Here is a 21,147-nt window from a genome sequence, read left to right on the forward strand (position 1 = left end):
TGCATGGCCTCACGGCCGCGCCCGGTGCAGCGGTGCGATCCTCGATCGCGCAGCGACCACCACGATGAAGCCGGATTTGACACGGCCTGCGGATGTGCTAAGTTAGTCGAGTTGCCACGGAGGCGATAGAGACCTTGGTCTCCATCAGCTTAACCGATCTCGGCACGTAAGACAAATTCAAGCACAAATATCGAGTGGCTCCGGCTCTCGACAAACATCTTTCGATCACTCTCGTTGTGAAGCATCTTTTTTGGTGTGGAGGCGGGGTGTGTCCGATTCTTGAGAACTCAACAGCGTGCACTATGTTCAATGCCAATTTTATATCCCGGCTCGGTCTTTGGATCGGGTGGGGTTTCCTTTGGAAATTGATGTCAGCTTCCGGCTTTCGGGTCGGAGAGATGTCGTATTTGCTAGAGGTCAAACTTGATTTCCTTCTCTTTGGGGTTGGGGGTCGTAATTTTTTTACGGAGAGTTTGATCCTGGCTCAGGACGAACGCTGGCGGCGTGCTTAACACATGCAAGTCGAACGATGAAGCCTAGCTTGCTGGGTGGATTAGTGGCGAACGGGTGAGTAACACGTGAGTAACCTGCCCTTGACTCTGGGATAAGCGCTGGAAACGGCGTCTAATACCGGATATGACCTGCCCCGGCATCGGGTGTGGGTGGAAAGTTTTTCGGTCAAGGATGGACTCGCGGCCTATCAGCTTGTTGGTGAGGTAATGGCTCACCAAGGCGACGACGGGTAGCCGGCCTGAGAGGGTGACCGGCCACACTGGGACTGAGACACGGCCCAGACTCCTACGGGAGGCAGCAGTGGGGAATATTGCACAATGGGCGAAAGCCTGATGCAGCAACGCCGCGTGGGGGATGACGGCCTTCGGGTTGTAAACCTCTTTTAGTAGGGAAGAAGGGCTTCGGCTTGACGGTACCTGCAGAAAAAGCACCGGCTAACTACGTGCCAGCAGCCGCGGTAATACGTAGGGTGCAAGCGTTGTCCGGAATTATTGGGCGTAAAGAGCTCGTAGGCGGTTTGTCGCGTCTGCTGTGAAAACCCGAGGCTCAACCTCGGGCCTGCAGTGGGTACGGGCAGACTAGAGTGCGGTAGGGGAGAATGGAATTCCTGGTGTAGCGGTGGAATGCGCAGATATCAGGAGGAACACCGATGGCGAAGGCAGTTCTCTGGGCCGTTACTGACGCTGAGGAGCGAAAGCGTGGGGAGCGAACAGGATTAGATACCCTGGTAGTCCACGCCGTAAACGTTGGGAACTAGATGTGGGGACCTTTCCACGGTCTCCGTGTCGCAGCTAACGCATTAAGTTCCCCGCCTGGGGAGTACGGCCGCAAGGCTAAAACTCAAAGGAATTGACGGGGGCCCGCACAAGCGGCGGAGCATGCGGATTAATTCGATGCAACGCGAAGAACCTTACCAAGGCTTGACATATACCGGAAACTTCCAGAAATGGTTGCCCCGCAAGGTCGGTATACAGGTGGTGCATGGTTGTCGTCAGCTCGTGTCGTGAGATGTTGGGTTAAGTCCCGCAACGAGCGCAACCCTCGTTCTATGTTGCCAGCACGTTATGGTGGGAACTCATAGGAGACTGCCGGGGTCAACTCGGAGGAAGGTGGGGATGACGTCAAATCATCATGCCCCTTATGTCTTGGGCTTCACGCATGCTACAATGGCCGGTACAAAGGGCTGCGATACCGTAAGGTGGAGCGAATCCCAAAAAGCCGGTCTCAGTTCGGATTGAGGTCTGCAACTCGACCTCATGAAGTCGGAGTCGCTAGTAATCGCAGATCAGCAACGCTGCGGTGAATACGTTCCCGGGCCTTGTACACACCGCCCGTCAAGTCATGAAAGTCGGTAACACCCGAAGCCAGTGGCCTAACCGTAAGGAGGGAGCTGTCGAAGGTGGGATCGGTGATTAGGACTAAGTCGTAACAAGGTAGCCGTACCGGAAGGTGCGGCTGGATCACCTCCTTTCTAAGGAGCATCTGGACACCGTAGGGTGTTCCAGGGGGCCGGATCAAAGCGAATGTCTTTGCTGGTCGCTCATGGGTGGAACATTGAACGAGGTGCTCGTCGAGATCGTCTCGCGTTAGTACAGCCTTCGGGTTGGGAACGCGTCGGGGTGGTGGAGTCGGGTGCATGCACGCTGTTGGGTCCTGAGGGACCGGGCCGGTTGCCTTCGGGTGGCGGGGTCGACTCTCTGGATCTTTTTCTCACGCCTGGGTGTGTGGGGGAGGGATACCGCCCGTATTTTGAGAACTACACAGTGGACGCGAGCATCTTAGATTCAGGACTACAAATCCTGGATCGTATAGATCCGGGACTGTAAATCCCGGGTCGCTCAGATCCGGGACTTCAAATCCTGGGTCGAACAGATCGAGGACTCTCAATCGTCGGTCGCACAGGTCTGGGACTTCAAATCCTGGATTGCACAGGTCTGGGACTTCAAATCTCGGATTGCACAGGTCTGGGACTTCAAATCTCGGATCGCTCAGGTTCGGGACTTCAAATCTCGGATCGCTCAGGTCTGGGACTTCAAATCCTGGGTCGCTCTGATCTGGGACTTTAAATCCTGGGTCGCTTAGGTTCGGGACTTCAAATCCTGGATCGCTTAGGTCTGGGACTTCAAATCCTGGATCGTTCGGGTTGAGGACTTCAAATCCTGTACCGGAAAATCTGGGACGTTGAGTCTTGGGTGAGGGGTTCGTGGGGGTGCCTTCGGGTGTTCCTGGCGATGAGTGTGCGTGTGATGTGGTGAGTGATGGGTTCTTGAACTCATGTGATTTCAAGTTTTTAAGAGCAAACGGTGAATGCCTTGGCATCTGGAGCCGAAGAAGGACGTCGTAATCTGCGATAAGCCTCGGGGAGCTGATAAACGAGCTGTGATCCGAGGATTTCCGAATGGGGAAACCCCGTCAGGCCCTTTGTGGTGACCTGGTGACTCCCGCCTGAATATATAGGGCGGGTAGAGGGAACGTGGGGAAGTGAAACATCTCAGTACCCACAGGAAGAGAAAACAACAGTGATTCCGTTAGTAGTGGCGAGCGAACGCGGAAGAGGCTAAACCGAGTCATGTGTGATACCCGGCAGGGGTTGCATGGTCGGGGTTGTGGGACTTTTCGTCGTGTTCTGCCGAGCACGGAACGTTACAGCGCATCATAGACGAACAGGTTTGAATGCCTGGCCAGAGCGGGTGCGAGCCCCGTAGTCGAAATGGTGTTATGGCGTGGAGAGTATCCCAAGTAGCACGGGGCCCGAGAAATCCCGTGTGAATCTGTCAGGACCACCTGATAAGCCTAAATACTCCCAGATGACCGATAGCGGACAAGTACCGTGAGGGAAAGGTGAAAAGTACCCCGGGAGGGGAGTGAAATAGTACCTGAAACCGTTTGCTTACAAACCGTCGGAGCCTCCTTGTTGGGGTGACGGCGTGCCTTTTGAAGAATGAGCCTGCGAGTTAGTGCTCTGTGGCGAGGTTAACCCGTGTGGGGCAGCCGTAGCGAAAGCGAGTCCGAATAGGGCGTTGTGAGTCGCAGGGTCTAGACCCGAAGCGAAGTGATCTATCCATGGCCAGGTTGAAGCGACGGTAAGACGTCGTGGAGGACCGAACCCACTTCAGTTGAAAATGGAGGGGATGAGCTGTGGATAGGGGTGAAAGGCCAATCAAACTTCGTGATAGCTGGTTCTCTCCGAAATGCATTTAGGTGCAGCGTTGCGTGTTTCTTGCCGGAGGTAGAGCTACTGGATGGCCGATGGGGCCCAAAAGCTTACTGACGTCAGCCAAACTCCGAATGCCGGTAAGTGAGAGCGCAGCAGTGAGACTGTGGGGGATAAGCTTCATAGTCGAGAGGGAAACAACCCAGACCACCAACTAAGGTCCCTGAGCGCGTGCTAAGTGGGAAAGGATGTGGAGTTGCACAGACAACCAGGAGGTTGGCTTAGAAGCAGCCACCCTTGAAAGAGTGCGTAATAGCTCACTGGTCAAGTGATTCCGCGCCGACAATGTAACGGGGCTCAAGCACGCCACCGAAGTTGTGGCATTGACATTAGTGGTAGGCCTTCGTGGTCCAGCCGTGTTGATGGGTAGGAGAGCGTCGTGTGGCGAGTGAAGCGGCGGTGTGAACCAGCCGTGGACGCCACACGAGTGAGAATGCAGGCATGAGTAGCGAAAGACGGGTGAGAAACCCGTCCTCCGGAAGACCAAGGGTTCCAGGGTCAAGCTAATCTTCCCTGGGTAAGTCGGGACCTAAGGCGAGGCCGACAGGCGTAGTCGATGGACAACGGGTTGATATTCCCGTACCGGCGAAGAACCGCCCACGACAATCTAGTAGTGCTAAGTATCTGAATCCCTGTGATGGATCCCTTCGGGGTGAAGCGTTGGGCCTAGCGTACGACCCCGTGCTGGTGCGTTTAGCGTATTAACAGGTGTGACGCAGGAAGGTAGCCGAGCCGGGCGATGGTTGTCCCGGTCTAAGGATGTAGGGCGAACGATAGGTAAATCCGTCGTTCATGTTGCCTGAGATCTGATGGGTAGACGCAAGTCGAAATCGGTGATCCTCTGCTGCCAAGAAAAGCATCGACGCGAGGTTCTAGCTGCCCGTACCCCAAACCGACTCAGGTGGTCAGGTAGAGAATACTAAGGAGATCGAGAGAATCGTGGTTAAGGAACTCGGCAAAATGCCCCCGTAACTTCGGGAGAAGGGGGGCCTGAGGCGTGAACGGACTTGCTCCGGGAGCGTTCGATGGCCGCAGAGACCAGTGGGAAGCGACTGTTTACTAAAAACACAGGTCCGTGCTAAGTCGCAAGACGATGTATACGGACTGACGCCTGCCCGGTGCTGGAAGGTTAAGAGGAACGGTTAGCCTTATGGCGAAGCTGAGAATTTAAGCCCCAGTAAACGGCGGTGGTAACTATAACCATCCTAAGGTAGCGAAATTCCTTGTCGGGTAAGTTCCGACCTGCACGAATGGCGTAACGACTTCCCAGCTGTCTCAACCGCGAACTCGGCGAAATTGCATTACGAGTAAAGATGCTCGTTACGCGCAGCAGGACGGAAAGACCCCGTGACCTTTACTATAGTTTGGTATTGGTGTTCGGTGTGGCTTGTGTAGGATAGGTGGGAGACTGTGAAGCGGGCACGCTAGTGTTCGTGGAGTCATTGTTGAAATACCACTCTGGTCACTCTGGATATCTAACTTCGGACCCTAATCGGGTTCAGGGACAGTGCCTGATGGGTAGTTTAACTGGGGCGGTTGCCTCCCAAAAAGTAACGGAGGCGCCCAAAGGTTCCCTCAACCTGGTTGGCAATCAGGTGGCGAGTGTAAGTGCACAAGGGAGCTTGACTGTGAGACTGACAAGTCGAGCAGGGACGAAAGTCGGGACTAGTGATCCGGCAGTGGCTTGTGGAAGCGCTGTCGCTCAACGGATAAAAGGTACCTCGGGGATAACAGGCTGATCTTGCCCAAGAGTCCATATCGACGGCATGGTTTGGCACCTCGATGTCGGCTCGTCGCATCCTGGGGCTGGAGTAGGTCCCAAGGGTTGGGCTGTTCGCCCATTAAAGCGGTACGCGAGCTGGGTTTAGAACGTCGTGAGACAGTTCGGTCCCTATCCGCTGCGCGCGCAGGAAATTTGAGAAGATCTATCCCTAGTACGAGAGGACCGGGATGGACGAACCTCTGGTGTGTCAGTTGTTCCGCCAGGAGCACCGCTGATTAGCTACGTTCGGAACGGATAACCGCTGAAAGCATCTAAGCGGGAAGCCGGCTTCGAGATGAGATTTCCATCCCTTCGGGGGAGAGGCTCCCAGCCAGACGACTGGGTTGATAGGCCGGATGTGGAAGACAGGACTAAAGACTGTCGGAGCTGACCGGTACTAATAAGCCGATAACTTGATAATCACTACACTCATACCGTTGTAAAGGCTGGTAGGAGTGGTCAGAGATTGCTTGCGTCCACTTTGTGGTTCCCAGAAGACGGGCACCCCGCGCCGCCCTTCGAGGAGCGCGGAACAATTGAATACACGCACGGCGTGTAACCCAGATTTGACCATCCACCTTGGGGTGGGTGTGTCGCCAGGGTTACGGCGGCCATAGCGAGAGGGAAACGCCCGGTCACATTCCGAACCCGGAAGCTAAGACTCTCAGCGCCGATGGTACTGCAGGGGGGACCCTGTGGGAGAGTAGGACACCGCCGGACACCATTCACGATGGCCACCCAGAAATGGGTGGCCATCGCTGTTTAACCGGCCGCTTCCGTTCGAGGAGGAACGCGCTCGGCCGAGGCGACGATGGCCGTCGTCGCCGCGTCAGGAGAAGAGGAGCATCAATGAACGAGAACGACTCCCCTTTAGAATCGCGGTGGCAGGCGGCCGGCGGTGGCGAGGTCGTCTTCGATCCCGCTGCGCATCCCGCTGCGCATGACGCTGCGCATGACGCGGCAGACGACCCGGCGCTGTCTGACGAACTGCTGCGGATCGAACAGGCGCCGCTACCGGAGCGGGCCTCCACTTACACGCGGCTCCAGGAGCAGCTCCGTCTCCGCCTCGAGAACGCGGACCGCGACCGTTGAGCGACGTCATCCGCCTCGACTCCGCTCTCGCCGAACGGGGCATTGCCCGCTCGCGTACCCGCGCTGCCCGCATGATCGCCGACGGCCTGGTGACGGTGGACGGGACGCCGGCGCTGAAAGCATCCCTCCGCGTCCGTGCGGATCAAGACATCGCGGCCGCGGCTCTCGACCACTACGTCAGTCGAGCTGCGCACAAGCTGATCGCCGCTCTCGACATCTTCTCGACGGTACGGGTGGGCGGCGCGCACGCTCTCGATGTCGGAGCATCGACCGGCGGCTTTTCGCAGGTGCTGCTCGAACGCGGTGCGGCGTCGGTGATTGCGCTCGACGTCGGCCACGCGCAACTCGCGCCGCGGATCCGGTCGGATGAGCGGATTCACGTCGTAGAGGGCTTCAATGCGCGTGATCTGACGGCGGCCCGGCTCGCGGAGGCCGCAGGGACCGACGTTGTCCCGCGGCTGGTGGTGTCGGACGTCTCGTTCATCTCGCTCACGATGGTGTTGCCTCCGATCGCCGCGTCGGTCGATCCGCTCGCCGACATCGTGGTCTTGGTGAAGCCGCAGTTCGAAGTCGGGCGCACCGGAGTGCGCGAAGGGATCGTGCGCGACCCGGAGCTGCGTCGAGAGGCGCTCTCGGACGTGCTCTGGGCGGCCTGGGATGTCGGTCTGGGTGTCGTCGGGCTGGCCGAGTCCCCACTCCCGGGGAGCGCTGGCAATCGCGAGTATCTGGCGCACCTCCACCGCGACGTGGGGACGATTCCGACAGAATGGAGGGACGCGGTCAGCGCGCTCACCACCGGGTGACGCGATCGTGTCCGCCGCTGTCGACCGATCAGAAGGACACCCTCTCGATGCAGTCCCCTCCTGACGAGCGCAACATCCTCGTCATTGCCCACACCGGACGGGCGGACTCTCTCGACGCGGCGATCCTCGTCGTGCACCGCTTGAGGAACTCCGGCGCTCGTCCCGTGCTCTGCGCTGACGACAAGGGCGACATCGTCACGGTCGCTCCGGATCTCGGCGATGTCTCGGTGCTTGGTGCCGATGTCCCGCTGAGGTCGATCGAGCTGGTGTTCGTGCTCGGCGGAGACGGAACCATCCTGCGCGCGGCTGAGATCGTGCGCGCGGGGACCGCCCCGCTACTCGGGGTCAACCTCGGCCACGTCGGCTTCCTCGCCGAGAGCGAGCGCGATGATCTGGACGATGCCGTGGCGCGCGCGCTCGACGGCGACTACACGGTGGAGGAGCGCATGACCCTCCAGGTACACGTCACCATCGACGAGACCGTCGTCTACGAGACCTGGGCGCTGAACGAGGCCACCGTCGAGAAGGGCAGCCGGGAGCGGATGCTCGAGGTGATGGTCGGGGTCGACGGGCGTCCGCTGTCTAGCTTCGGTTGCGACGGGATCGTCGTGTCTACTCCCACCGGATCGACTGCCTACGCCTTCTCCGGCGGCGGGCCCGTGGTGTGGCCGTCGGTCGAGGCCATGCTCCTCGTGCCGCTCAGTGCACATGCCCTCTTCGCACGTCCGCTCGTCGTCGGACCTTCGTCGAGCCTCGCCGTCGAGGTCAAGGAGCGAACCGACGGCATCGGCGTGCTCTGGGCCGACGGCCGGCGCGCGTACGAGCTGCCCCCGGGGGCGCGCGTCGTCTACCGCCGCTCGCCCGTGCCCGTGCGCTTCGCGCGCCTGCACGACGCCTCCTTCACCGATCGACTCGTGCACAAGTTCGGTCTCCCCATCCGCGGATGGCGGGGGTCGGCGGAGACGGAGTAGGGCCCGATGCTCGAAGAGTTGCAGATCCGGGATCTCGGAGTGATCGCGGAAGCGACGCTCCCGCTCGGACCGGGCTTCACCGCGGTCACGGGCGAGACGGGAGCCGGCAAGACGATGGTGGTCACGGCGCTCGGCCTGGTACTGGGCTCCCGGTCGGACGCCTCAGCGGTGCGCTCCGGGGCGAAGCAGGCGTGGGTGTCCGGCCGCTGGCTCGTGCCGGAGGAGGGTCCGGTCGCCGAGCGGGTGCACGACGCGGGCGGTGATCTCGACGGCCCCGAGCTGCTGCTCGCTCGCTCCGTGTCGGCGGAGGGGCGCGGTCGCGCGGTCGTCGGCGGGCGCAGTGCCCCGGTCAGCGTGCTGAGCGAACTCGCTGACCAGCTGGTGGTCGTGCATGGACAGTCGGATCAGATCCGACTCCGGTCGGCCGCGGCGCAGCGCGAGGCGCTCGACCGCTTCGGCGGGCCCGAGCTCGCCGACGCCCTGCGCGACTACACGAGCGTCTTCGAGCGTTGGCGAGCGAATCGGGAGGAGCTCGACTCCCTGACCGCGGCGCGGGAGGCGCGCGCCCTGGAGGCGGACCGGCTCCGCTCCGCTCTGGCCGAGATCGAGGTCGTCGCTCCCCAGCGGGGCGAGGACGTCGAGCTCGCGGCGCAGTCGGCCCGGCTCGGCAGCATCGAGCAGTTGCGGGTCGCGGCCGGCGAAGCCCGCGAGGCGATCTCGTCGGACGAACTGGACGGACGTGACGCGCTCGGGCTGGTGGAGACGGCGCGCCGGGTGCTGGAGCGGGCGGCCGAGCACGATGCGGCCCTCCAACCGATGGTGCTGACGCTCGAGGAGGCCGCGGTGCTCCTCGTCGACGCGGCCGGCGGGCTCTCCTCCTACCTCGCCGAACTCGACCTCGACGGCGCTCACGACCTGGAACTGATCGAGAACCGCCGGGCCGAGCTGTCCCTGCTGGTGCGCAGTTACGGACCGACGCTCGACGATGTGCTGGACCTGGTCGACTCCTCCGGACTGCGCCTGCTCGAGCTGGACGGTGACGACGAACGGATCGCGGCGCTCGAGGCCGACACGGACGCCGATGCCGGTCTCGTCGACCGACTCGCGGCTCGGCTGACCGAGGTGCGGACCGTGGCGGCGGCGGAGTTGGGCGAGCGGGTCAGCGACGAACTCACAGCCCTGGCGATGGCGGACGCGCGCCTGCATGTGCAGGTGACCTCGGCGGGGGAGCCGGCAGCGCACGGGCGCGACTCGATCGAGATGCTGCTCCAACCGCACACCGGTGCGACACCTCGGCCGCTGGCCCGCGGGGCCTCGGGCGGCGAACTGTCGCGGGTGATGCTCGCGATCGAGGTCGTGGTCGCGGCCAACGATCCGGTGCCGACATTCGTGTTCGACGAGGTCGACGCGGGAGTTGGTGGCGCGGCCGCGATCGAGATCGGTCGGCGCCTCGCGAGGCTCGCCGAGACCTCGCAGGTGATCGTCGTCACGCACCTGGCGCAGGTCGCGGCGTTCGCGACCAACCACCTCCGCGTCGAGAAGGGCTCGGACGGTGCGGTGACCTCGAGTGCCGTGACGCAGCTCGACTCCGAGGAGCGGGTGTCGGAGATGGCGCGCTTGCTGTCGGGGCTCGCCGGCTCCGCGAACGCCCTCGCTCACGCGCGGGAGCTGCTCGAGACCGGCCGCCGGGGCTGAACATCGCCGGGCCGGGCCAACACCGATCCGGGACCGGCGGTCCGTCGTGCCTGTTCTGCTGTTACGGTGGAACCCCGTGGCGGACTTTACGAATACGGGCCTTTCCTCTTCTTCTCCTTCGGATTCCGAGGGCTCCTCCGGGTCTTCGACTCGAGACGCTTCGCAGGCCGGGCAGGACGCCCCCGCAAGGATCACGAAGCACATCTTCGTCACCGGCGGTGTCGTGTCCTCGCTTGGCAAGGGCCTGACCGCTGCGAGCCTGGGCAATCTGCTGACGGCCCGCGGGCTGCGCGTGGTGATGCAGAAGCTCGACCCGTACCTCAACGTGGACCCGGGCACGATGAACCCGTTCCAGCACGGCGAGGTCTTTGTGACCGATGACGGGGCCGAGACGGACCTGGACATCGGCCACTACGAGCGCTTCCTCGACATCAACCTCAACCAGGCCGCGAACGTCACGACCGGCCAGATCTATTCGCGGGTGATTGCTCGCGAGCGCGCCGGTGAGTACCTCGGCGACACGGTGCAGGTCATCCCGCACATCACCGACGAGATCAAACGGCGGATGCGTCTTCAGGCGGAGGACGACCCGCAGCCGGACGTCATCATCACCGAGATCGGCGGCACGGTCGGCGACATCGAGAGCCAGCCGTTCCTGGAGTCGGCGCGCCAGGTGCGTCACGAGCTGGGGCGCCGCACCGTGTTCTTCGTGCACGTCTCGCTGGTGCCGTTCATGGGGGCCTCTGGTGAGCAGAAGACCAAGCCGACGCAGCACTCGGTCGCGGCGCTGCGCTCGATCGGCATCCAGCCGGACGCTCTGGTGCTGCGCAGCGACCGTCCGGTCTCGGAGTCGAACAAGCGCAAGATCGCGCTGATGTGCGACGTCGACGAGCAGGCCGTGGTCAACGCGAAGGACGTCGCGTCCATCTACGAGATCCCGCAGATGCTCAACGAGCAGGGGCTCGACGCCTACATCATCGACCAGCTGGGCCTGCCGGCCGGCGAGGTTGTCTGGGACGGCTGGTCGCGGCTGCTGGAGGCCGTGCACGAGCCCCAGCACGACGTCACGATCGGCCTGGTCGGCAAGTACATCGACCTACCTGACGCCTACCTGTCGGTGACAGAGGCGCTGCGGGCCGGCGGCTTCGCGCAGCACACGAAGGTCACCATCCGCTGGATCGCCTCGGACGGGCTCGAGGACCCGGAGGCCGCCGCGAAGGCCCTCTCGGAGCTCGACGGCATCTGCGTGCCCGGCGGTTTCGGCATCCGCGGCATCGAGGGCAAGCTCGGTGCGCTGCGTTTCGCGCGGGAGAACGGCATTCCGACGCTCGGGCTCTGCCTGGGGCTACAGTGCATGGTCATCGAGTACGCGCGCCACGAGGCGGGGCTCGAGGGCGCCTCGTCGTCGGAGTTCGACCCCGAGACCGAGTTCCCGGTGATCGCGACGATGGCCGAGCAGGTCGAGATCCTCGCCTCCGGCGACATGGGCGGCACCATGCGGCTGGGCTTGTACGCGGCTGAGCTCGCCGAGGGCTCGATCGTCGCGGAGGTCTACGGCGCACCGGAGGCGTCCGAGCGCCACCGCCACCGCTACGAGGTCAACAACCGCTATCGCGAGCAGATCGCGCAGGCGGGGCTCTGGTTCTCGGGCCTCTCGCCCGACGGCCACCTGGTCGAGTACATCGAGCTGCCCCGGGAGAAGCACCCCTTTTACGTCGGCACCCAGGCGCACCCGGAACTCCGCTCGCGTCCGAACGCCGCGCACCCGCTCTTCCGCGGACTGGTGAGCGCGGCGCTCGAGCGCCAGGAGGCGTCGCGCCTCTTCCCGGCATCGGAGGCCGGCGCCCATGAGTGAGCCGCTCTCGGACGAGCTGGTCGAGCCGGACGTCCTGACCAGCGAACGGGTCTTCGACGGGATGGTCTGGGGCGTCCGCGCCGAGACGTTCCGCTACGGCGGTGGGGAGCTGCGCCGGGAGTTCCTCGACCACACCGGCGCCGTCGCGGTTCTTGCTCTGGACGACGAGGACCGCGTCGCCCTGATTAAGCAGTACCGGCATCCGGTCCGTACCCGGGAGTGGGAGATCCCCGCGGGCCTCCTCGATGTGCAGGGCGAGGATCCGCTCGCCGCTGCGCAGCGCGAGCTGGGCGAGGAGACGGACCTGCGGGCCCAGCGCTGGGACCTGCTCTCGGAGTTCGCGACGTCGCCCGGCGGCAGCGACGAGGTGATCCGGATCTATCTCGCGCGCGAACTCTCGGCCACCGGATCCGCCTTCGACCGCGAGGCCGAGGAAGCCGATATGGAGCTGCGCTGGGTGCCGCTCGACGAGGCCGTCGAGGCGGTGCTGGCCCGCCGGGTGCAGAACCCGTCGCTGAGCATCGCGGTGCTCGCTGCGCACGCGTTCCGCTCGCGCGACTGGAGCGGACTGGGTGACGCCTCCTCGCCCTGGACCCGTCACCCGCGGGTCCGTCACCCCCGGGGGTGAGCCCGCGCGCCTGCGCTGAGGCGTTCCTCCGCCAGGCGAGCGTGGAGCGCGGGCTCTCGGCGCACACGCTCGCTGCCTACCGGCGGGACCTGGCGCTCTACCTCGGCTGGCTCGCGGAGCGCGGGACCGACGACCTGGCGCAGCTGCGGCGGGCGGACGTGGGCGAGTTCTCCTCCTGGCTCGCCGCGCGGACGGAACGACCGCTCGCGGCGAGCTCGCGGGCGCGGATCCTCTCGAGCGTCCGCGGGCTGCACCGGTTTGCTCTAGAGGAGGGGCTCGTTGCGGACGACGTGGCCCGAGACGTGCTGCCGCCGAAGATCCCGATGACCCTGCCGAAGGCGGTCACGGTCGAGCAGATGGCGGCGCTGCTCGACGCGGCGCGGGGCGAGGAGCTCGCCGATCTGCGCGATCGGGCGCTGCTCGAACTGCTCTACGCGACCGGGGCTCGTATCTCGGAGGCGGTCGACTTGACCGTCGACGACGTGGTGGACGCCGAAGTGGTGCGCCTCACGGGCAAGGGCTCGAAGCAGCGGATGGTGCCGCTCGGGCGTTACGCCCGTGAGGCGGTCGAGGAGTACCTGGTGCGGGCCCGGCCGGAGCTGTCGCGGCGCGGACGGGCGACTCCGGCGCTCTTCCTCGGGGTGCGCGGGAGTCGGCTCTCGCGGCAGAGCGCGTGGCTAGTCATCCGTGCGGTCGCCGAGAAGGCGGGCCTGGACCGCGAGATCTCGCCGCACACGTTCCGTCACTCGTTCGCGACCCACCTGCTCGCGGGCGGCGCGGACGTTCGCGTGGTGCAGGAGTTGCTCGGGCACGCCTCGGTGGCGACGACGCAGATCTACACGCTGGTGACGGCGGACACGCTACGGGACGTGTACACGTCGGCGCATCCGCGAGCGCGACGCTGAGGCGTAGGGCCGTGCGGCGGGGCGCCGCAGCGGGGGAGCGGGGCGCCGGTACACTCGACGAAGGCCGCGCGGGAGCGCACGCCGACACGGAAGCGAGGACGACGCAGGTGACACGCAAGACGGACGACAAGGCCGAACTCACCGGTCTCGAAGCCCCGACGCTCGGCCCGACCGGTCGCCCCCTGCGCGATTTCCCGCTGCCGGTGGAACTCACCGGCCACGGACCCGCTCGGATCATCTCGCTCTGCAACCAAAAGGGTGGCGTCGGCAAGACGACGACGACCATCAACCTGGGCGCGACGCTCGCCGAGTACGGTCGCCGGGTCCTGGCCATCGACTTCGACCCGCAGGGCGCCCTCTCGGCCGGCCTCGGCGTCACCACCTACGACTCGATCACGATCTACGACCTGCTCCTGGGCACAGTGAAGGACCCGGTCGAGGCGATCCGGAAGACCCGCGTCCCGGGCCTGGACGTCATCCCCGCCAACATCGACCTGTCGGCAGCCGAGGTGCACCTCGTCAACGAGGTCGCCCGCGAGCAGATCCTCGCCCGGGTGCTGCGCAAGGTGAGTGCCGACTACGACGTCGTGCTGATCGACTGCCAACCCTCGCTGGGCCTGCTCACCGTGAACGCCCTCACGGCGAGCCACGGCGTGCTCATCCCGCTCGAGTGCGAATTCTTCGCTCTGCGCGGTGTGGCCCTGCTGATCGAGACGATCGACAAGGTCCGCGACCGCCTCAATCCGGTGATCGAGCTCGACGGCATCCTGCCCACGATGTACGACTCCCGGACCCTGCACTCGCGCGAGGTGCTCGACCGCGTGGTCGACGCCTTCGGCGACAGCGTGCTCGAGACGGTGATTGGCCGCACGGTGAAGTTCCCCGATGCCAGCGTGTCCGGCGTGCCGATCACCCAGTTCGCGCCCGAGCACAACGCCGCGAAGGCATACCGCAAGCTCGCCAGGGAGCTGATCTCGCGTGGCGCGGTCGCCTGAGGCCGTGCTTCAGGAGCGTCCCGCTCCCGCCGGGTTTCACCTTGCGCTGACCAACTTCGAGGGGCCGTTCGACCTCCTGCTGAGCCTGATCGCGAAGCAGCAGGTCGACATCACCGAGATCGCGTTGAGCGCGGTAACGGACGAGTTCCTCTCCTACCTGCACGGGATCGACACGCTCGAGGGGCTGGACCGCGCGTCCGAGTTCCTGGTCGTCGCGGCGACCCTCCTGGACCTCAAGATCGCCGGGCTGCTGCCGCAGGGCGAGCTCGTGAACGCGGAGGACGCGGCTCTGCTGGAGGCGCGCGACCTGCTGTTCGCCCGGCTCCTGCAGTACAAGGCGTTCAAGCAGGTTTCGTCGTGGTTCGCCGAGCGGATGGCGGTCGAGACCGCGCGGCACCGGCGCGATGTGCCCCTGGAGGAGGAGTACCGGGCCGCGAAGCCGGAGCTGGTCTGGACCCTGTCGGCCGCCGACTTCGCCGCTCTCGCGACCGTCGCCCTCGCCCCGCGCGAGCTGCCGACGCTTGGTCTGGACCACCTGCATGCACCGCAGATCAGCATCCGGGAACAGGCGGCGCATGTGGTCGCCGTGCTGCGTGCCGGGGAGTCGGCCACCTTCCGCGAACTGATCACCGGCGCCGACGAGAAGGGCGTGATCGTCGCGCGGTTCCTGGCCGTGCTCGAGCTCTACCGGCACGCGGCGATCACCTTCGAGCAGCCGGAGCCGCTCGGCGAGCTGACGCTGCGCTGGGTCGCGGAGCGGTGGAGCGACGAGAGCCTCGCCGCGCTCGGAGCCGACTATGACTCCTGAGGCGGGCCCCGGAACCGTCGCGTTCGAGATCGACCGGGCAATCGAGGCAATCCTGATGGTCGCCGACGAGCCGCAGTCGCTCGCCGCGCTCGCGACGGCGCTCTCGCGGCCGATCGCGGTGGTGCGCCAGTCGATCGAGCGGCTGGTCGCCGACTACGACGGCGTCGACGGATCGACCCGGCGGGGCTTTGAGCTGCGCGAGGTCGGCGGGGGCTGGCGGATCTACGTGCGCCGCGAATACGACCCGGTGGTCACGGATTTCGTGCTCACCCAGAACCCCACTCGGCTCTCGCAGGCGGCGCTCGAAACGCTGGCGGTCATCGCCTACAAACAGCCCGTCTCGCGCGGCCAGGTCGCGCAGATCCGAGCGGTCAATGTCGACTCCGTCGCGCGCACTCTCCTCGGCCGCGGCCTGATCGCGGAGGTCGGCCACGACCCCGAGACCGGCGCGGTCCTCTACGGCACCACCGAGCATCTGCTCGTGCACCTCGGCCTCACCTCGCTCGACGAGCTGCCGAAGATCTCCCCCCTACTGAGCGACGGAAGAGACGGATTCGATGAGCGCGCCTGACAGTGGCCCCGAGGGCGAACGACTGCAGAAGGTCCTCGCGGCAGCGGGGGTCGCCTCCCGACGAGTGGTTGAGGAGATGATCGTGGCGCGGAGGATCCGCGTGAATGGCGAGGTGGCGGACGAGCTCGGTCGCCGCATCGACCCGGCGACCGACCGGATCGAGGTGGACGGAGTCGCGGTGCAGCTGGACACCTCGCGCCGTTACGTGATGCTCAACAAGCCGGTCGGCGTCGTCAGCTCGCTGGCGGACGAGAACGGCCGCACGGACCTCAGCCTCTACACGAAGAACTTCCAGGAGCGGCTGTTCAATGTCGGTCGCCTCGACGCCGAGACGTCCGGCCTGCTGGTTTTGACCAACGACGGTGAGCTGGCGCATGTGCTCGCGCATCCGTCGTTCGGCGTGACGAAGACGTACATCGCGAAGGTGCACGGGCAGGTCCTCGCGCAGACGATCGCGACACTGACCTCGGGGATCGAGCTCGACGACGGACCGGTGGTGGCGGACAAGGCACGGCTGCTGGGCCGGCCGGAGGGGCGCTCGAACGCATCGCTCGTGGAGATCACCCTGCACTCGGGGCGCAACCGCATCGTGCGTCGGATGCTGGCGGCGGTCGGACACCCGGTGATCGAGCTGGTCCGGCGCCAGTTCGGTCCACTGCACCTCGGGACGCTGCGCTCGGGCGACCTGCGCGACCTCACGCGCGATGAGCTGGGTGCGCTGTTGACGATCGCGCGGCAGGGCGGCGAGGCGGTGGCTGCCGCTCCTGCGCTTCCGACGAAGAAGGCGAGCATGGGGGCCCGGCGTCCGCGTCCTGAGGCGGGGCGCTCTGGCGATCGTGGAGGCTCCTCCACAGGCGGCCGCGGTGGAGAGGCTCCTCCGCGCCGTTCCGGTGCCGACAAGCAGCGTCGCACCGATCGCTAGGCTGTCCGGGTGAACGAGCTCCTGCGCCCCGCTCCGCCCGCCCTGCGGACGACTGGCACGGTGCGGGTGGTCGGCTCCGGCCTGCTCGGCGCCTCCATCGGCCTCGGCCTTGCCTCGCGCGGGGTGGACGTGGTTCTCGACGACGCGTCGCCCGCGAGCCTGTCCCTCGCCATTGATTACGGGGCCGGCCGCGCCGCCACCTCGGCCGACCGGCCGTCCGTGGTCGTCGTCTGCGTCCCTCCGGACGTCACCGCGAGCGTCGTCGAGCGCGAGCTCGCGGCGTACCCGGAGGCCGTCGTCACCGATGTGGCGAGCGTGAAGACCCAGCCCCTGCGTGAGCTGCGCGCCCGCGGCGTCGACCTCGCTCGATACATCGGCTCGCACCCGATGGCCGGCCGGGAGCGCGGCGGCCCGGTCGCGGCGCGCGGCGACCTCTTCGTCGGTCGCCCCTGGGTGATCTGCCGCGACAGTGAGACGACGCCCGAGGCGCTCGCGCGGGTGGAGGGTCTCGCGCTGGATCTCGGTGGCACCATCGTGGAGATGGATCCGGAGGAGCACGACCTCTCGGTTGGGCTGGTCTCACACGTTCCGCAGGTGATCTCCTCGCTGCTCGGCCAGCGCCTTCTCGCTGCTCCGAACGCGGCGCTGCGCCTGGCCGGGCAGGGCGTCCGCGACGTCTCGCGCCTGGCCGCCTCCGCGCCCGAGCTGTGGATGCAGATCCTCGCGGCCAACCGTGAGCACGTCGTCGCGGTGCTCGACGCCTTCCGCGACGACGTCGCCGCGGTCGCCGACGCTCTCCGCGACCTCGACGCGCCGGGGTCGCGCCGCGTCCTCGCTGAGCACCTCGCCGCGGGTAACGCCGGAGTGGCGCGCCTGCCCGGCAAGCACGGCCAGGACCAGCGCTTCTCCACCCTGATCGTCCTCATCGACGACTCGCCCGGGACCCTCGCGCGGCTCCTCGTCGAGATCGGCGAAGCCGGCGTCAACCTCGAGGACGTGCGGCTCGAGCACGCGCAGGGGCGCAGAGTGGGGCTCGCCGAAATCTCCGTGGTGCCCGAGGCGGTCGCGCCGCTGACCGAAGAACTGACCGTACGCGGCTGGAGGATCGCCGGATGAGCACCGAGCAGAGGATCGCCCGATGAGTACCGAGCAGAACAGGCAGGAGGGCGGCCTGAACCGGATGACGCCCGCCCGCCGCGCGCAGCAGAGCATCCCGGAGGAGGGAGGCACGGCTCCTGAGCGCGAGACCCGCTCCGAGGCCGACGAGCAGGGCGACTTCGGCGAGGCGGTCGTGGTCGCCGTCGACGGTCCGGCCGGCAGCGGCAAGTCCAGCGTGTCGCGCGCGGCGGCTCGCCGCCTCGACTTCGAGTTCCTCGACACGGGGGCCGCCTACCGCGCTCTCGCCTGGCACGGGTTGGCTCGCGGCCTCGACTTCGAGGACGAGGACGCGATCGTCGATGCGCTCGACGGCTTCGACTACTCCATCGGCACCGACCCGGAGTCGTACTCGGTCTGGGTCGGCCCGACCGAGGTGACCGCCGCCATCCGGGAGCCTCGGGTGAGCGCGCGGGTCTCGGCGGTGGCGAAGGTGCCCGAGGTGCGGCGGAGGATCACGCTACTGTTCCGGCGGATCATCGGGGAGACGCGGCGCGAGGGGATCATTGTCGAGGGCCGCGACATCACGACGGTCGTCGCTCCCACCGCTCCGGTGCGGATCCTCCTCACCGCGAGCGAAGAGGCTAGGATGGCGAGGCGTTCGCGCGAGGTCACCACGGAATCCGCCGAGGCGACGGGTCAGGCGTTGCGGTCAAGGGATCGCGCCGACTCGCAGGTGGTCGACTTCATGAACGCCGCAGACGGAGTCACTCTTCTCGACTCCACTCATCTCGACTTCGAGCAGACCGTCGACGCGGTGGTCGCCGAGGTCCGAACTTCGAGAGCAAGGGCCGATTATGGCACAGGACACGCACGTCGGTGACGACGAGCTGAACTTCGGAGACGACGACCTCGTCGAGCGCCTCGGCGACCTCGACGAGCAGCTCGCCTCCTCACGCGCGCAGGCGCTCCGTAGCGGGCTCGAGGACTACAACCTCGACGAGGAGGATCTCGACCTCCTCGAGTTCGCCGGCGAGGACTCGGACGAGGTCCGCTACCTCCCCGCACTCCCGGTCGTGGCGATCGTGGGCCGCCCGAACGTCGGCAAGTCGGCACTGGTGAACCGCATCCTCGGCCGCCGCGAGGCCGTCGTCGAGGACACTCCGGGCGTCACCCGCGACCGTGTGTCGTACAAGGCGGAGTGGATCGACCGCTCGTTCACCATCGTCGACACCGGCGGCTGGGAGCCCGACGCCCGCGGCATAGATGCGTCCGTCGCGATGCAGGCCGAGATCGCCATCGACCTCGCCGACGCCGTGATCTTCGTCGTCGACGCGAACGTCGGCGCGACCGCGACCGACGAACACGTCGTGAAGCTGCTCCGCAAGACGAAGAAGCCGGTCTTCCTCGCCGCCAACAAGGTGGACGACGCCCGCCAGGAGCCCAACGCCGCCTCGCTCTGGTCGCTCGGACTCGGCGAGCCCCGCCCCGTCTCGGCCGTCCACGGCCGCGGTGTGGCCGACCTGCTCGACGCGGTGCTCGAGAAGCTGCCGCTCGAGTCGGCCGTCGCCAAGCGCGAGGTCGGCGGCCCGCGCCGCGTCGCGATCCTCGGCCGCCCGAACGTCGGCAAGTCCAGCCTGCTCAATAAGGCAGCAGGGGAGGAGCGGGTCGTCGTCAATGAACTCGCCGGCACCACGCGCGACCCGGTCGACGAGCAGGTCGAGATCGCCGGGAAGGTGTGGCGCTTCGTTGACACCGCGGGCATCCGCCGCCGCGTGCACCTACAGCAGGGCGCCGACTTTTACGCGTCGCTGCGCACCTCCACCGCGCTCGAGAAGGCTGAGGTCGCCGTCGTCGTCCTCGACGTCTCGCAGCCGATCTCGGAGCAGGACGTGCGCATCATCGACCTGGTGCTGGAGTCGGGTCGTGCGCTCGTGCTTGCCTTCAACAAGTGGGACCTCCTCGACGACGAGCGCCGCCGCTACCTGGAGCGCGAGATCGAGACGGATCTGGCGCATGTGGCCTGGGCGCCCCGCGTGAACATCTCGGCCCGCACCGGCCGCCACCTCGAGAAGCTCGTACCGGCGCTCGAACTCGCCCTCGAATCCTGGGACACCCGCATTCCGACCGGCAAGTTCAACGCCTTCCTCGCCGAGCTGACCGCGGCACACCCACACCCCCTGCGCGGGGGAAAGCAGCCGCGCGTGCTCTTCGGCACCCAGGCCTCGTCGCGCCCGCCGACATTCGTGCTCTTCACCACCGGCTTCCTCGATCCGGGCTACCGCCGCTACATCGCGCGCCGCCTGCGCGAGATCTACGGCTTCCAGGGGTCGCCGGTGAACGTCAACATGCGGGTGCGGGAGAAGCGCGCGCGCTGATCGCTGCTGTCACGAGTCCGGTCCGCGGGGGTCCTCCTGCGGGCCGGACTCGTCTGCGCAGAGCGACGGCGCTCAGTGACTGGTCGCGAAGGGCCACCACGGCGGGAGGAGTTGACGGTACGCGCCGAGGTACACGTCGGGGTCGCGCGGGGCGGGCAAGCGGAGCCACTGCTCCATCAGGCCGACCGAGCCGGCGGCCAGGAACGAGGCAGTCGCGTTCTCGAGGAATCCGAGCGGGGTGTTCACGGCAGGGACGTCGAGGACGCCAGTGTCCAGGGTCGCCGAGACGGCGGTGCGAAAGTGGTCGGCGAGCATCGCGCGCAGTCCGGAGTCGCCGCTGGGCGCGTCGAAGGCCCGCAGGTAGAGGTCGCAGTGGCCGTCGAGGTGCCGGAGGACGCAGGCGGTGGCCTCGCGGATGCTCGCGTCGGTCGCGGCGCCGCTGCGGAGCTGCTGAAGGTAACCCTCGCGGATCAGGTCGAGTTCGTCCCGCAGGGCCGCGCAGAGCAGTTCTGCGGCGGAGGACGCGTGGGCGTAGAAGGTGGAGCGGTTCACGCCCGCGAGACCGGTGATCTCGGAGACGGTCAGTGTGGCGACGTCGCGGCCGGTCGCGAGTGCAATGATCGCCCGATGCAGGGCCACCTGTGATCGCTTCTGCCGCGCATCCACTGCTGACGCCTCCCGAGTTGTCGGCGGCGCATCGGCCGGTGCCGACGCGTTCCGCGGAGCGAGTCTACGGGCTGCGCCCGTTTTCACTTCCGGGGTCGGCATCCGCTAGGGTAGTCGAGTTGCCCGGGCTTCGGCCCGGACTGCCACGGGCTGTGGCGCAGCTTGGTAGCGCACTTGACTGGGGGTCAAGGGGTCGCAGGTTCAAATCCTGTCAGCCCGACGGATGAGCCCTGATGAGCAGTCGCTGTCATCAGGGTTCTGGCGTGTGTGTGGT

Annotated in this window: 14 protein-coding genes, 1 tRNA gene, 3 rRNA genes and 1 pseudogene; 18 read left to right on the forward strand and 1 reads right to left on the reverse strand. The window is 65.9% G+C overall.

Going from position 1 to position 21,147, the window contains the following annotated elements:
* Positions 1-461: 461 nt before the first annotated feature.
* The 17 genes and pseudogenes from C1O28_RS04400 to der all read left to right on the forward strand — a co-directional run bounded on the left by C1O28_RS04400 (position 462) and on the right by der (position 20,207).
* A 16S ribosomal RNA gene (locus tag C1O28_RS04400) occupies positions 462-1,984 on the forward strand.
* 809 nt (positions 1,985-2,793) lie between these two features.
* Positions 2,794-5,910 (forward strand): 23S ribosomal RNA (locus C1O28_RS04405).
* A gap of 182 nt (positions 5,911-6,092) precedes the next feature.
* Positions 6,093-6,209, forward strand: a 5S ribosomal RNA gene (gene rrf, locus C1O28_RS04410).
* Together the 16S, 23S and 5S rRNA genes form the textbook arrangement of a ribosomal RNA operon.
* A 129-nt stretch (positions 6,210-6,338) precedes the next feature.
* Positions 6,339-6,581, forward strand: a complete 243-nt coding sequence (locus tag C1O28_RS04415; protein ID WP_097166922.1) for a hypothetical protein — start codon at positions 6,339-6,341, stop codon at positions 6,579-6,581.
* A complete protein-coding gene (locus C1O28_RS04420; RefSeq protein WP_237398126.1) occupies positions 6,578-7,384 on the forward strand; it encodes a TlyA family RNA methyltransferase in 807 nt (268 codons plus the stop codon). The genes C1O28_RS04415 and C1O28_RS04420 overlap by 4 nt, the downstream gene beginning before the upstream one ends.
* A 47-nt stretch (positions 7,385-7,431) precedes the next feature.
* Positions 7,432-8,355, forward strand: a complete 924-nt coding sequence (locus C1O28_RS04425; protein WP_097167065.1) for an NAD kinase — start codon at positions 7,432-7,434, stop codon at positions 8,353-8,355.
* Between the two features lie 6 nt (positions 8,356-8,361).
* Positions 8,362-10,050 (forward strand): DNA repair protein RecN, encoded by a 1,689-nt coding sequence (gene recN, locus C1O28_RS04430; RefSeq protein WP_097166923.1) that lies wholly within the window; start codon positions 8,362-8,364, stop codon positions 10,048-10,050.
* A gap of 190 nt (positions 10,051-10,240) precedes the next feature.
* Positions 10,241-11,905, forward strand: a complete 1,665-nt coding sequence (locus tag C1O28_RS04435; protein WP_097167066.1) for a CTP synthase — start codon at positions 10,241-10,243, stop codon at positions 11,903-11,905.
* On the forward strand, positions 11,898-12,533 hold the full coding sequence (locus tag C1O28_RS04440) for an NUDIX domain-containing protein (RefSeq protein ID WP_097166924.1): 636 nt from the start codon (positions 11,898-11,900) through the stop codon (positions 12,531-12,533). The genes C1O28_RS04435 and C1O28_RS04440 overlap by 8 nt, the downstream gene beginning before the upstream one ends.
* The gene (xerD, locus tag C1O28_RS04445) at positions 12,530-13,438 is read left to right on the forward strand and encodes a site-specific tyrosine recombinase XerD (protein ID WP_097166925.1); all 909 of its coding nucleotides are present in this window, start codon (positions 12,530-12,532) and stop codon (positions 13,436-13,438) included. The genes C1O28_RS04440 and xerD overlap by 4 nt, the downstream gene beginning before the upstream one ends.
* 107 nt (positions 13,439-13,545) lie before the next feature.
* Entirely contained in the window at positions 13,546-14,433 is an 888-nt protein-coding gene (locus C1O28_RS04450; RefSeq protein WP_097166926.1) for a ParA family protein, read from the forward strand.
* Complete coding sequence (locus C1O28_RS04455) at positions 14,417-15,241, forward strand: segregation and condensation protein A (RefSeq protein ID WP_097166927.1); 825 nt, start codon at positions 14,417-14,419, stop codon at positions 15,239-15,241. The genes C1O28_RS04450 and C1O28_RS04455 overlap by 17 nt, the downstream gene beginning before the upstream one ends.
* On the forward strand, positions 15,231-15,812 hold the full coding sequence (gene scpB, locus C1O28_RS04460) for an SMC-Scp complex subunit ScpB (RefSeq protein ID WP_097166928.1): 582 nt from the start codon (positions 15,231-15,233) through the stop codon (positions 15,810-15,812). The genes C1O28_RS04455 and scpB overlap by 11 nt, the downstream gene beginning before the upstream one ends.
* Positions 15,799-16,551 (forward strand): annotated as a pseudogene (locus C1O28_RS04465) (pseudouridine synthase); the annotation flags it as partial. The gene scpB and the pseudogene C1O28_RS04465, both read left to right, overlap by 14 nt.
* A 192-nt stretch (positions 16,552-16,743) precedes the next feature.
* Positions 16,744-17,850 carry a prephenate dehydrogenase gene (locus tag C1O28_RS04470; RefSeq protein WP_097166930.1) on the forward strand — a complete coding sequence of 369 codons (1,107 nt, stop codon included), beginning with the start codon at positions 16,744-16,746 and terminating at the stop codon, positions 17,848-17,850.
* Positions 17,851-17,872: 22 nt separating this feature from the next.
* Complete coding sequence (cmk, locus tag C1O28_RS04475) at positions 17,873-18,712, forward strand: (d)CMP kinase (RefSeq protein WP_237398127.1); 840 nt, start codon at positions 17,873-17,875, stop codon at positions 18,710-18,712.
* Positions 18,687-20,207 carry a ribosome biogenesis GTPase Der gene (der, locus tag C1O28_RS04480; RefSeq protein ID WP_097166931.1) on the forward strand — a complete coding sequence of 507 codons (1,521 nt, stop codon included), beginning with the start codon at positions 18,687-18,689 and terminating at the stop codon, positions 20,205-20,207. The genes cmk and der overlap by 26 nt, the downstream gene beginning before the upstream one ends.
* A gap of 72 nt (positions 20,208-20,279) precedes the next feature.
* Here der and C1O28_RS04485 read toward each other — a convergent pair whose 3' ends face one another.
* Complete coding sequence (locus tag C1O28_RS04485) at positions 20,280-20,846, reverse strand: TetR/AcrR family transcriptional regulator (RefSeq protein WP_097166932.1); 567 nt, start codon at positions 20,844-20,846, stop codon at positions 20,280-20,282.
* A gap of 173 nt (positions 20,847-21,019) precedes the next feature.
* On the opposite strand from C1O28_RS04485, the gene C1O28_RS04490 reads away from it, so the two are divergent.
* A tRNA-Pro gene (locus C1O28_RS04490) sits at positions 21,020-21,093 on the forward strand.
* Positions 21,094-21,147: the final 54 nt, after the last annotated feature.

This window comes from Rathayibacter rathayi (assembly GCF_004011095.1).
Taxonomy (GTDB): Bacteria; Actinomycetota; Actinomycetes; order Actinomycetales; family Microbacteriaceae; genus Rathayibacter; species Rathayibacter rathayi.